The sequence below is a fragment of the Streptomyces sp. NPDC051320 genome (genome assembly GCF_040682175.1).
Lineage (GTDB): Bacteria > Actinomycetota > Actinomycetes > Streptomycetales > Streptomycetaceae > Streptomyces.
Genome location: NZ_JBFBAL010000001.1, coordinates 67,558 through 79,724, shown reverse-complemented (window position 1 = coordinate 79,724; position 12,167 = coordinate 67,558). Strand labels below are relative to the sequence as shown.

Genomic DNA, 12,167 nt, shown 5'->3' with positions numbered 1-12,167 from the left:
GCCGCTTCACCCGGAGAGGGGTACGGCAGCCAGCGCCGAGACCAGCGAAGTGACGGCGGCGACAAGTGCGAACAGGGCCGCCGCGCGGACGGTGGCCGCCGTACGGAGCACCCCCGCGGCGGCGCATCCCCGCAGCAGCGCCGCCGTCTCATCGGCTCGGTCCTGCTTGGCCTCCAGCACAGCGGTGAGGAGCGAGGTGACCGTGCAGGCCACCACCACCACGGCGCCGAGCGCGGTCACCGGGCCGAAGAGGCGCGGGCCGTCGCCGCTGAGCGAGGCCGCTGCGACGAGTCCCGAGAGCACCGCGCACAGGATGCCCAGCGGGCGCCCGATCCGGCGGGCCTCGGCCTGCAGCACCCGTCCGGCGAGAAGTCGCACACCGCCCGGGCGTACCGACTGCAGTACGCGGCCGCACAGATACGTCAGACCGGGCCCCGCCAGCGCCAGCCCCAGCGCGGTCAGCGTCCAGCCGGCCAGCACGCCGGCCGGACTCCCGTCGAAGCGTCCGGGGACCGGCAGCGGCGTACCTCCGGGGTGCCGGCCGCTGTAGGTCTCGACCGCCAGGCCCACCGCGACCAGGGCGACACCCCAGGGCAGCCCGGCCGGCGCCGCGGCCGGCGAGGACCCGGCAGTCCGTGCGGGGTCGTCCGACGCGGCGGCGCGCGGGCGGAGGATCCAGGCGCTGATCGCCGCCGCGGCGACCGGGATCACGGCGAGCAGGGTGACCACGGCGGCCAACGGGAGCGGGGTGCCGGCGCCCAGCAGGCGAGGGGCCGCACCGTCGAAGGGCAGCGCGGTGGAATCGCCCCGCAGATGCAGGAAGACCAGCAGCGCGACCACGCTGCCCAGGGTGCAGGAGAGGGCCGTGGAGGCGGCCGAGAGCGCGGCGATTCCCGCGGGGCCGAGCCCGGCCGCCGTCATGCCCGCGCGCGGCCGGGCGCTGGGGTCCGTGCGGGCCACCGAGACGGCCAGATACACCGCTGCCGTCAGCGGGACCAGGCACCAGAGCAGATGCAGTTGGGCGCCCGACGAGCGCGTCGGGTGTCCCACCGCATAGCCGAGCGAGGCCAGCAGCAGGAATCCGGCCCCCGCCGATGCCGCGGCGACCGTCAGACGCCGCAGCAGCACCAGCGGCTCGGCGCCACGGACTAGACGGAGAGCGAGCACTCGGCGCGGCCCCCCCTGTCGGCTTCGTCGGAAGCCCCCAGCGCGGTGACACGGCGACCGTCCTGCAGCGTGATCGTGCGGTCGGCGTGCGCCGCCACCTCGGCGTCCTGGGTGGCGACGACGACGGTAATGCGGTGGGTGCGGGCGGCGGTGGTGAGCGTACGCAGCACCTGGGCGCCCTCCGCGCAGTGCAGCGCGGCGGTGGGTTCGTCGGCGAAGAGCACCGACGGCATGGCGACCAGCGCCCGCGCCACCGCGACCCGCTGACGCTGCGCCTGGAGCAGGGCGTGCGGGCGCTTGCGGGCGAGCATCCCGACGTCGAGACGCTCCAGCCACTCGGCGGCGGCGTGCTTGGCCGCGCGGTGTGATGTGCCCTTCAGCAACAGCGGCAGGGCGGCGTTCTCCCAGACGGTCAGTTCCGGAACCAGCCGGGGCTCCGGGTCGATCCAGCTGAAGCGGTCCAGCCGCAACCGCTCGCGGGCCACCGGTCGCAGGGTGTGCACCGGGCTGCTGTTGAACCACACCTCGCCCTGCTGCGGCACGAGCTGCCCCGACAGACACCGCAGCAGCGTCGTCTTGCCACTGCCCCGCGGTCCGAGGACGGCGACGATCTCTCCCTCGCCCACCCCGAGCGAGACATTGGTGAGCGCGGGCGAGCCGCGGTGGGAGTAGTGCGCGTTGCGCGCCCAGAGCACGTCGTTGTCCGGCGGGGCCACCATGGCGGAACACCTCGGTTCAGATCTGATATCCGGGCCCCGTTCGGGGGCCCGGAAACGGAGCCGATCGGTCACTGGGCACCGTAGGTACTCGGAACCGGGGTGGCGCACAGCGCGCGGCCCGGCCGCCCCCGTATCCACTCGTACGGGTGCAGCCGGGCCGTGTGCTCAGTTGCTCAGAGCTTCGCCCAGGCGTCGGTGAGGACCACCCGCAGGATCGACTCGATCTCGTCGAACGTCGACTGGTCGGCGATCAGCGGCGGGGCGAGCTGCACGACCGGGTCGCCGCGGTCGTCGGCCCTGCAGTACAGACCGTTCTCGAAGAGGCCCTTGGAGACGGCGTTGTAGAGGATCCGCTCGGTCTCCTCCTCGTTGAAGGTCTCCTTGGTGGCCTTGTCCTTCACGAGTTCGATCCCGTAGAAGAAGCCGTTGCCCCGGACGTCGCCGACGATCGGCAGGTCGTGCAGCTTCTGCAGCGTCGACAGGAAGGCACCTTCGTTGTCGAGGACGTGCTGATTCAGCCCCTCGCGCTCGAAGATGTCAAGGTTGGCCAGGCCGACGGCGGCGGAGACCGGGTGCCCGCCGAAGGTGTAGCCGTGCAGGAAGGTGGCGCCGCCCTGCCGGTAGAACGGCTCGGCCAGCCGGTCAGAGATGATGCAGGCGCCGATCGGGGAGTAGCCCGATGTCATGCCCTTGGCGCAGGTGATCATGTCCGGTATGTAGTCGAACTTGTCGCAGGCGAACATCGTGCCCAGGCGGCCGAAGGCACAGATGACCTCGTCCGAGACGAGCAGCACGTCGTACTTGTCGCAGATCTCGCGCACCCGCTGGAAGTAACCGGGCGGCGGCGGGAAACAGCCGCCCGCGTTCTGCACCGGCTCCAGGAAGACGGCGGCGACGGTGTCGGCGCCCTCGAAGAGGATCTCCTGTTCGATCTGGTCGGCGGCCCAGCGGCCGAAGGCCTCCGGGTCGTCGCCGTGGATCGGGGCGCGGTAGATGTTCGTGTTGGGGACCTTGTGCGCGCCGGGGACCAGCGGCTCGAAGGGTGCCTTGAGGCCCGGCAGGCCGGTGATCGACAGGGCCCCGGCCGGGGTCCCGTGGTAGGCGACGGCGCGGGAGATGACCTTGTACTTGGTGTGGTTGCCGGTGAGCTTGTGGTACTGCTTCGCCAGCTTCCAGGCCGTCTCCACCGCCTCGCCGCCACCGGTGGTGAAGAAGACCTTGTTGAGGTCTCCGGGTGCGTGCTGGGCCAGCCGCTCGGCCAGCTCCACGGCCTTCGGGTGGGCGTAGGACCAGATCGGGAAGAAGGCCAGCTCCTGGGCCTGCTTGTACGCGGTCTCGGCGAGCTCGTGCCTGCCGTGTCCGGCGTTGACCACGAACAGGCCCGCCAGGCCGTCGAGGTAGCGCTTGCCCTTGTCGTCGTAGATATAGGTGCCCTCGCCACGCACGATGGTGGGAACGGGCGCGTTCTCGTACGACGACATGTCGGTGAAATGCATCCACAGGTGGTCGTACGCGGTCTGGCTGAGGTCCTTGCTCATGACTATCGGGTGCCCCACTGGTAGGTCTGCTTCTTCAGCTTGAGATAGACGAAACTCTCGGTGGCGCGCACTCCGGGGAGCGCGCGGATCCGCTTGTTGATCAGTTCGAGCAGATGGTCGTCGTCCTCGCAGACGACCTCCACCATGAGGTCGAAGGAACCCGCGGTCATCACCACGTAATCGACCTCGTTCATGGTGGCCAGCGCATCGGCGACCGGATCGAGATCGCCCTCGACCGTGATGCCGACCATGGCCTGACGCCGGAATCCCACGGTGAGCGGGTCGGTGACGGCGACGATCTGCATGACGCCCTGGTCCTGCAGCTTCTGGACGCGCTGGCGCACGGCCGCCTCGGAGAGGCCGACGGCCTTGCCGATCGCGGCGTACGGACGCCTGCCGTCCTGCTGGAGCTGTTCGATGATTGCCAGGGAGACGGCGTCGATCGGAGAAGTGCCGTTCCCGTTCCTGGGTTCTGCGCTACGACTGGCCACGCCCACACTCTGCATGAGACCTCGCCCGTCACGCAAGCCCAAAGCGATGAAATTCGTTGTCTTATGGCTCTTGAAGAACTGAATCCGAAGTTGACAGCGGCCGGGTATGTCGAAAGCGTCGCCTCTGCGACTAGGGTGGAAGTCTCACCCACTGGACATCTGAGAGGGAGGGGTGGCTGTGACCACCGAGCTGCGCCGGCTGCGTAACTACATCGACGGAGAGTTCCGGGACGCCGCTGACGGGCGGACCATTGACGTGGTCAATCCGGCGACCGGCGAGGCGTACGCGACGTCGCCGCTCTCCGGGCAGGCGGACGTCGACGCCGCCATGGACGCCGCCGCCGCGGCGTTCCCGGCCTGGCGCGACGCCACACCCGCGGAGCGTCAGCGGGTCCTGCTGAAGATCGCCGACGCCTTCGAGGAGCGGGCCGAGGATCTGATCGCCGCGGAGAGCGAGAACACCGGGAAGCCGATCGGGCTGACCCGGACCGAGGAAATCCCGCCGATGGTGGACCAGATCCGCTTCTTCGCGGGCGCCGCGCGACTGCTGGAGGGCCGTTCGGCGGGGGAGTACATGGAGGGCATGACCTCCATCGTCCGCCGTGAGCCGGTCGGCGTCTGTGCGCAGGTGGCGCCCTGGAACTACCCGATGATGATGGCTGTGTGGAAGTTCGCACCGGCGCTGGCCGCGGGTAACACCGTGGTGCTCAAGCCCTCCGACACCACTCCGGCCTCCACCGTGCTGATGGCCGAGATCATCGGTGCCATCGCCCCCAAGGGCGTCTTCAACGTCGTCTGCGGAGACCGGGACACGGGTCGCGCGATGGTCGAGCACAAGGTGCCCGCGATGGCTTCCATCACCGGCTCGGTACGCGCCGGGATGCAGGTGGCGGAGTCCGCGGCGAAGGACGTCAAGCGGGTACATCTGGAACTCGGCGGCAAAGCGCCCGTCGTGGTCTTCGAGGACGCCGACATCGCGAAGGCCGTGGAGGACATCTCGGTCGCGGGCTTCTTCAACGCGGGCCAGGACTGCACGGCGGCCACCCGGGTGCTGGTGCACGAGTCCATCCACGACCAGTTCGTGACGGAACTGGCGAAGGCGGCGGCCGGCACCAAGACCGGACAGCCGGACGACGAGGACGTGCTGTTCGGTCCGCTGAACAACGCCAACCAGCTGAAGCAGGTCAGCGGGTTCATCGACCGGCTCCCCGCACACGCCAAGGTGGAGGCGGGCGGCGAGCGGGTGGGAGACAAGGGTTACTTCTACGCCCCGACCGTGGTCTCCGGGCTCCGGCAGGAGGACGAGATCATCCAGCAGGAGGTGTTCGGCCCGGTCATCACCGTGCAGTCGTTCCGCGACGAGGAGCAGGCGCTCGGTTATGCCAACGGCGTGGAGTACGCGCTGGCTTCGTCGGTGTGGACCAAGGACCACGCCCGGGCCATGCGGATGTCCAAGAACCTGGACTTCGGCTGCGTCTGGATCAACACCCACATCCCGCTCGTAGCCGAAATGCCGCACGGCGGATTCAAGAAGTCCGGCTACGGCAAGGACCTGTCGGCGTACGGCTTCGAGGACTACACCCGCATCAAGCACGTGATGACGTCCCTGGACGGCTGATCGGCGGACCACTACCGGCCGAATCAGTGCCGGCTGGGCTGTTCGGGTGGATCTTCCATCCTGGGGCGGGCGCGTACGTGTGCGCGCTCGCCCTGGGTGCCGAACAGGCTGAGGAATTCGACCGGTTCGGCATCTGCGGCCCCGAACCAGTGCGGTACACGGGTGTCGAACTCGGCCGCTTCGCCCGGTGAGAGCGTGAGATCACGCTCGCCGAGGACGATCCGCAGCCGCCCGTTGAGGACATAGAGCCACTCATAGCCCTCATGGGTCTGGAGATCGGGTTCCCTTCGGCGGCTGCCGGACGGGATCACCAGCTTGTATGCCTGGATGCCGCCTGCTCGCCGGGTCAGGGGCACCATCGTCATGCCGTGGTGGGTGACCGGACGCAGATGGATGCGCGGGTCGCCGGTCGGCGGGGCTCCGACGAGTTCGTCGAGCGTCACGCCGTGCGCCCTGGCCAGCGGGAGCAGTAGTCCCAGGCTCGGCCGGCGGGTGCCGGACTCCAGCCGGGACAGGGTGCTCACCGAGATGCCGGTCGTCGCGGAGAGGTCGGCCAGCGTGATGTCGCGCTGCCGGCGCAACGCGCGCAGCCGCGGGCCGACCACGTCCAGCGCTTGGTCCAGGTCATCGTCCATGGCCACAAGTTTGCCAGACCGGCAACGAAGCTTGCGGTATTGGCCCGGGGCCTCGCATGGTCGTCGTGGAGGTGGTCACGGTGACCGATCAGCTGATGGATGGCTACGACGTAGTGGTGCTCGGTGGTGGCGCCGCCGGGCTGAGCGGGGCGCTGATGCTGGCGCGTGCGCGACGGTCGGTGGTGGTGATCGACGCGGGAGCCCCGCGCAACGCCCCGGCCGCAGGCGTGCACGGGCTGCTGGCCCGGGAAGGAATGCGGCCGGCCGAGTTGCTGGAGCGGGGCCGGACGGAAGTCCGGGGCTACGGCGGCCACCTGGTGTCCGGGGAGGTCGCCGCCGTGACACGTGAGGACACGGAACCGTTCGAGGTGACGCTGGCCGACGGCAGGTCCGTGCGGGCCCGTCGCCTGTTGGTCGCCACCGGACTGGTCGACGAGCTGCCGGACGTGCCGGGGCTGCGCGAGCGGTGGGGCCGGGATGTGCTGCATTGCCCCTACTGCCACGGCTGGGAGGTCCGGGACCAGGCCATCGGGGTGCTGGCCAGTGGTCCGATGTCGGTGCACCAGGCGTTGCTGTTCCGCCAGTGGAGCGAGGATGTCACGTTCTTCTCCCACACCCTGCCGCTGCCGACCGGCGAGGAGACGGAGCAGTTGACTGCACGCGGCATCCGCGTGGTGCACGGCGAGGTGGCGTCCCTGGAGATCGCCGATGATCGTCTGGTGGGCGTACGGCTGGGTGACGGCACGGTGGTGAGCCGCGAGGCACTGACGGTCGCACCCCGGATGGTGGCGCGGGCCGGTTTCCTCCGGGCGCTCGGACTGACGGCGCGGGAACACCCATCGGGCATGGGTGAGTTCGTCCCCTCCGACGCGACCGGCCGTACGGACGTCACCGGGGTGTGGGTCGCGGGCAACGTCACCGACCCTGCCGCCCAGGTCGGAACGGCCGCTGCGGCGGGCGCTGCCGCGGCGGCCCGGATCAACGCCGACCTGGTCGCCGAGGAGACCCGGCAGGCGGTGGCCGACCGAGCCGCGTCCGAAGAGTTCGGCAAGGCTTTCTGGGAAGAGCGTTACCGCGCCCACCACACCCCTGCCGAGGGCCGGCAGCCCAATCCGCAGTTGGTGACGGAGACCGGGGAGCTGGCCCCCGGCACGGCACTGGACGCGGGCTGTGGCGAGGGGGCCGACGCCATCTGGCTCGCCTCGCACGGCTGGCGGGTCACCGCGGTGGATATCGCCGACACCGCGCTGCGGCACGCCCGGAAGTACGCCGAAACCCTGGACGCCGACGTCGCGAGCCGGGTCGACTGGGTACAGGCCGATCTGACCGGTTGGACGCCCCCGGAGGAACACTTCGATCTGGTCTCCACCCACTACGTGCACGTGGCAGCCGACCGTACGGCACTGTTCCGCCGGCTGGCCGCATCGGTCGCGCCGGGCGGCACGCTGCTCATCGTCGGCCACCAGGCAGCGGATTCCGGGACCGCCGCCCCGCACGCCTCGCCGGCGGTGCACTTCACCGCCGAGGAGATCGCGGCGGACCTCGATCCCGACCGGTGGGACATCACCGTCGCCGAGGCCAGAACCCGGCCGGGCACCACCCACGACGGCCACGAGGTCACCCTCCGCGACGCCGTCGTCCGGGCCCGAAAGCGTCCATGACCGCGGGCCGGGCGGCGTCAGGGTTTGCGGGCGACCGCTCCGAACTGGGCGACGTCCGGCCCGTCCGCCACCCTCCCGCTGCGCCACCGGGCGCACGACACGATGCCCGGATCCAGGAGTTGCAGGCCTTCGAAGAAGGTGGCGAACTCCGCGCGGCTGCGGGCCGTGATCGGGGGAGTGGCGTTCTCGTTCCAGAAGCGCATGGCGTCCTCGTTGCCCTCGCCGCCCAGTTCCAGCGTGGGATGGGTGATCACCAGGTGGCTGCCGGAGGGCACGCCGGCCATCAACGCCTGTACGGATCGCCGGGCCTCGGCGGTGTCCAGGACGAAGTTCAGGACGCCCAGGAGTATCACCGCCACCGGCTGCCCGAGGTCCAGCGGCGGCTGCGCCGACCGGAGGATCTTCTCCGGGTGCCGGACATCCGCTTCGACGTAGTCGGTGACCCCTTCCAGACTGCTGGTCAGCAGTGCCCGGGCATGGGCCAGCACACTGGGGTCGTTGTCCACGTACACCACCCGCGCCTCGGGTGACACCCGCTGGGCGACCTGATGGGTGTTGTCCGCCGTCGGCAGCCCGGTGCCGACGTCCAGGAACTGACGCAGTCCCACCTCGCGCGCCAGATGTTCCACCACCCGGCCGAGGAAGGCCCGGTCCGCGCGGGCCACCTCGCCGATGCTCGGGAACATGTCCGTGACCTGGTCGCCCACGGCCCGGTCCACCGGGTAGTTGTCCTTGCCGCCCAACCAGTAGTTCCACACCCGGGCGTTGTGCGCGATGTCGGTCCTGATCCTGTCGGGCATTGCTGCTGCACTCCTTCGCCAGTGGTCCACGTCATTGTGACCGACGCACTCCGGCGGGCAGGCGGACGGACAGGCGGATGGCTGGCGTCCCGACCCGCACCATCCTGATGACGCCCCGCGCCCGCGGGATCCTCGTCGGGCGACTCCACCGGACCCGCCCATGACACCAGAGCGCCGGGGCATCAGGGGAGTGGATGGGGACGCGCCCCTAGGGGCGCGGAGGCCGCAGCAGATCGACCAGCACGTCGATGCGGTTGGTCGTGATCGAGTCGACGCCCCGCCGGATCAGCCGCCGCATGGTGCGGCCGGTGTCCGCGGTCCACGCGGAGACCAGCAGCCCGTCCCGGTGAGCACGGTCGCACAGTTCCGGACTCACCAGCCCGAAACGGTAGTTGAGCCAGCGCGGTCTCACCGCTTCGAGGAGCAGCGGACGCGGTGGGGCGAGCGACGTCCAGGTCATGGCGATCTCGGCGGCCGGATCGGTCCGGCGCACCGCGAGCATGGCGTCCGCACCGGCGCAGTAATACACCCGGTCGGCGGCGCCGCACTCATGGACGATGCCGACGACTTTCCGGGCGTCGGCATCCGAGGCGTTCGGCAGGTCGATCATCACGCGGTGGTCGCCGACTGCCGTCAGCACCGCACGGAGCGACGGAACGCCCTCCGCGGTCAGCCTCCGCAACTCGTCGGCGGAGACCATGACGAGCGGACGGTCATGGCCCCAGAGCCGCTCCAGCGTCGGGTCGTGCAGAAGGACCGCCTCGCCGTCCGCGGTGAGCCGTACGTCGACCTCCACGGCGTCCGCGCCCCGCTCCAGCGCCGAGCGGATGGAGGGCAGGGTGTTCTCGCGGACACGGTAGGGGTCGCCCCGGTGGGCCACAGCGGTAACGGTGCGCATCCCGTCATCTTCGCCGGGAACGACGGGGCGCTGCTACTTCGGGAGCCAGGTCGCGGTGTACGCGTCGATCTCGGCGGTGAGCTGCGCTTTGCCCGGCTCGTCCAGGAACGACGCCTGTACGGCGTTCTTCGCGAGGGCGGCGGTGCCCTGCTCGTCCAGGTCCAGCAGGCGGGCGGCGACCAGGTACTCGTTGTTGAGATCGGTGCCGAACATGGGCGGGTCGTCGCTGTTGACGGTGACCAGGACGCCCGCGTCCACCATCTCCTTGATCGGGTGCTGGTCGAGCGTGGCGACGGCGCGGGTGGCGATGTTGGAGGTCGGGCAGACCTCGAGCGCGATGCGGTGCTCGGCGAGATGCGCGAGCAGCTCGGGGTCCTGGACGGCGCTGGTGCCGTGACCGATGCGCTCGGCGCCGAGATGGTTCAGAGCGTCCCAGATGGTCTGCGGCCCTGTCGTTTCCCCGGCGTGCGGCACGGAGCGCAGGCCGGCCGCGATCGCCTGGTCGAAGAACGGTTTGAACTGCGGGCGGCCGACACCGATCTCCGGTCCGCCCAGGCCGAACGAGACGAGACCTTCGGGGCGCAGGTCCAGCGCGAGCCGGGCGGTTTCGGCCGCCGATTCGAGACCGGCCTCACCGGGGATGTCGAAGCACCAGCGAAGTATGGTGCCGAGTTCCGCCTCGGCTGCCTTGCGGGCGTCTTCGATCGCCTCCATGAAGGCCTGCTCGGGGATCCCCCGGTGGACGGAGGAGTACGGGGTGATGGTGAGCTCCGCGTACCGGATGTTCTGCCGTGCCATGTCGCGTGCGACCTCGTACGTCAGCAACCGGACGTCCTCCGGCGTGCGGATGAGATCCACCACCGAGAGATACACCTCGATGAAGTGACCGAAGTCGGTGAAGGTGAAGTAGTCGGCGAGCGCTTCCGGATCGGTGGGAACCACGGAGTCGGGGTGGCGAGCGGCGAGTTCGGCGACGATGCGGGGGGAGGCGGATCCGACGTGGTGCACGTGCAGCTCGGCCTTGGGCAGCCCCGCAATGAACGGGTGCAGATCGGTCATCAGGGGTCCTCCGGTGTGCGGTGCGCTCTGTGGGTCGCAGATCATCGTATGCGGGGTGCACGGGGCCCCGACCGCACGCTCTAGCATGACGAGCCAAGGATGGGGGAGGCCCAATGCCAGACAATGCACAGCACCCTTCAGGGGATCAGGGGCCGAAGGACCCATGGGCTCCGCCGGAGCACAAGGTGCCGTTGGAGAAGCCGCAGTCATCGCCGGCCACCCCGGCGCACGACCAGCCGACGATCTCGGGCACGGGAAACCAGGGGGCACCGGCGGCCGCGGTGCCCGGACAGCCGGTACAGGGACAGCCGGCGCAGGGACAGCCGGTCCCGGGGCAGCCGGCGCCCGGATACCCGGGCGCTCCGCCCGCACCGCCGGGGTTCATACCGCCGCCGCCGATCGCACCGAACGGCCCGGGCCAGAATCCGCCCGGTGCCTACGGCTACCCGTCGTACCCGGGTGCCGTGCCGGGCGGGCAGCCGCCTGGTTATCCCGGTTACCCCGGTTATCCGGGCTACGGCCAGCAGGGCGGCTGGAACACCATGCAGCAGGGGCCGGCGAACGGCTTCGGCGTCGCCGCGCTGGTGCTCGGCATCGTCGGTGTGGTCATCTTCTGCGCCTGGGGGCTGGGCATCATCGTCGGTTCCCTCGCCCTGATCTTCGGCATCCTCGGCCGGAAGCGCGCTCGGCGCGGCGAGGCGAACAACGGCGGTATGGCGCTCGCCGGGATCATCCTCGGTTCCATCGGGATCGTGGTCAGTGCGGTCTTCCTCGGCTTCATCATCTGGGCCATCCAGCACGACGACAACAACACCTCGGACCCGTACGACTACGGCGACGACACGTATTCCAGCGTGCTGATCATCGGGACGGGCCGGTAGCACCCCGCAGCCGTTCCCTGGCGTCCATGAGGGCGAATCCCAGCAGATTGAGCCCGCGCCAGCGGTCCGGCTGCTGGGCCCGCTCGTCGTCCGCGGCCAGCCCGATGCCCCAGACCCGGTCCAGCGGGCTGGCCTCGACCAGCACCCGGTCCCCGGTGGCCAGCAGAAAATCGCGCAGGGCCGGATTCCGGCCGAACTTGTGCACGCTGCCCTCGACCACGATCCGGTAGCGCTCGCGCCGCCATATCGCATCCTCGAAACCGCGCACCAGTCGTCCGGCGTTCTTGGCCGACGCCGGGTGCGCCGCGCCCAGGACCACGCGCTCCGCTTCGCCGTCGCCGAAGAGACGGGCCTTGCCGGCCATCATCCAGTGCTCGGCCGTCGCGTACCGCACGCCGTCGACCGTGAAAGGTGCCTCCCACCACTGGCTGAGGCAACTCGCCCCGATACCGCCGTCCCGCCGGGGCGCGTGTCCCCAGAAGCACAGAAACTTCGTCCGCTCATCCCGGCTGACCTGCGCGGCGAGTTCCCCGATCCGGTCCATGCACGGGAGTCTGGCAGCCGCCACGGACAATCCGTCGTGGATTTCCCCGTCGAGACGACAGATGGTCGACCGATTCCGTCGCGTAACCAAAAGGAAACAACGGAATCACTTGTTGCTAAGTCATTGCTCTGCCAGGATCGGCACTCAATTCGAGCT

12 protein-coding genes are annotated in these 12,167 nt (G+C 70.0%); 3 read left to right on the top strand and 9 right to left on the bottom strand.

Features of this window, described 5'->3' with window-relative positions; translation table 11 throughout:
- Nucleotides 1-6: 6 nt before the first annotated feature.
- From AB0M87_RS00325 to AB0M87_RS00310, 4 genes are all read right to left on the bottom strand, one after another.
- Nucleotides 7-1,167: a hypothetical protein gene (locus AB0M87_RS00325; RefSeq protein WP_365848899.1), complete on the bottom strand. Its 1,161-nt coding sequence runs from the start codon at nucleotides 1,165-1,167 to the stop codon at nucleotides 7-9.
- On the bottom strand, nucleotides 1,149-1,886 hold the full coding sequence (locus AB0M87_RS00320) for an ATP-binding cassette domain-containing protein (protein ID WP_365848897.1): 738 nt from the start codon (nucleotides 1,884-1,886) through the stop codon (nucleotides 1,149-1,151). Before AB0M87_RS00320 ends, AB0M87_RS00325 begins: the two co-directional genes overlap by 19 nt.
- Nucleotides 1,887-2,059: 173 nt before the next feature.
- Nucleotides 2,060-3,424 (bottom strand): aspartate aminotransferase family protein, encoded by a 1,365-nt coding sequence (locus AB0M87_RS00315; protein WP_365848896.1) that lies wholly within the window; start codon nucleotides 3,422-3,424, stop codon nucleotides 2,060-2,062.
- Nucleotides 3,425-3,426: 2 nt separating this feature from the next.
- A complete protein-coding gene (locus AB0M87_RS00310) occupies nucleotides 3,427-3,915 on the bottom strand; it encodes an Lrp/AsnC family transcriptional regulator (protein ID WP_365848894.1) in 489 nt (162 codons plus the stop codon).
- A 178-nt stretch (nucleotides 3,916-4,093) separates the two neighbouring features.
- Between AB0M87_RS00310 and AB0M87_RS00305 the strand changes: the two genes are divergently transcribed.
- On the top strand, nucleotides 4,094-5,533 hold the full coding sequence (locus AB0M87_RS00305) for a gamma-aminobutyraldehyde dehydrogenase (protein ID WP_365848893.1): 1,440 nt from the start codon (nucleotides 4,094-4,096) through the stop codon (nucleotides 5,531-5,533).
- 23 nt (nucleotides 5,534-5,556) lie between these two features.
- Here AB0M87_RS00305 and AB0M87_RS00300 read toward each other — a convergent pair whose 3' ends face one another.
- Nucleotides 5,557-6,168 carry an XRE family transcriptional regulator gene (locus AB0M87_RS00300; RefSeq protein WP_365848891.1) on the bottom strand — a complete coding sequence of 204 codons (612 nt, stop codon included), beginning with the start codon at nucleotides 6,166-6,168 and terminating at the stop codon, nucleotides 5,557-5,559.
- An 80-nt stretch (nucleotides 6,169-6,248) separates the two neighbouring features.
- On the opposite strand from AB0M87_RS00300, the gene AB0M87_RS00295 reads away from it, so the two are divergent.
- On the top strand, nucleotides 6,249-7,829 hold the full coding sequence (locus AB0M87_RS00295; protein WP_365848890.1) for a bifunctional NAD(P)/FAD-dependent oxidoreductase/class I SAM-dependent methyltransferase: 1,581 nt from the start codon (nucleotides 6,249-6,251) through the stop codon (nucleotides 7,827-7,829).
- A 17-nt stretch (nucleotides 7,830-7,846) separates the two neighbouring features.
- Here AB0M87_RS00295 and AB0M87_RS00290 read toward each other — a convergent pair whose 3' ends face one another.
- The 3 genes from AB0M87_RS00290 to AB0M87_RS00280 all read right to left on the bottom strand — a co-directional run bounded on the left by AB0M87_RS00290 (nucleotide 7,847) and on the right by AB0M87_RS00280 (nucleotide 10,586).
- Complete coding sequence (locus AB0M87_RS00290) at nucleotides 7,847-8,629, bottom strand: SAM-dependent methyltransferase (RefSeq protein WP_365848888.1); 783 nt, start codon at nucleotides 8,627-8,629, stop codon at nucleotides 7,847-7,849.
- Between the two features lie 208 nt (nucleotides 8,630-8,837).
- Nucleotides 8,838-9,527, bottom strand: coding sequence for a glycerophosphodiester phosphodiesterase (locus AB0M87_RS00285; protein WP_365848887.1), 690 nt, complete (start codon nucleotides 9,525-9,527; stop codon nucleotides 8,838-8,840).
- Nucleotides 9,528-9,560: 33 nt separating this feature from the next.
- The gene (locus AB0M87_RS00280; RefSeq protein ID WP_365848885.1) at nucleotides 9,561-10,586 is read right to left on the bottom strand and encodes an adenosine deaminase; all 1,026 of its coding nucleotides are present in this window, start codon (nucleotides 10,584-10,586) and stop codon (nucleotides 9,561-9,563) included.
- 113 nt (nucleotides 10,587-10,699) lie between these two features.
- Between AB0M87_RS00280 and AB0M87_RS00275 the strand changes: the two genes are divergently transcribed.
- On the top strand, nucleotides 10,700-11,467 hold the full coding sequence (locus tag AB0M87_RS00275) for a DUF4190 domain-containing protein (protein ID WP_365848883.1): 768 nt from the start codon (nucleotides 10,700-10,702) through the stop codon (nucleotides 11,465-11,467).
- On the opposite strand, the gene AB0M87_RS00270 is transcribed toward AB0M87_RS00275, so the two are convergent.
- Nucleotides 11,448-12,011 (bottom strand): NADAR family protein, encoded by a 564-nt coding sequence (locus AB0M87_RS00270; protein ID WP_365848882.1) that lies wholly within the window; start codon nucleotides 12,009-12,011, stop codon nucleotides 11,448-11,450. The genes AB0M87_RS00275 and AB0M87_RS00270 overlap by 20 nt on opposite strands.
- Nucleotides 12,012-12,167 lie beyond the last annotated feature (156 nt).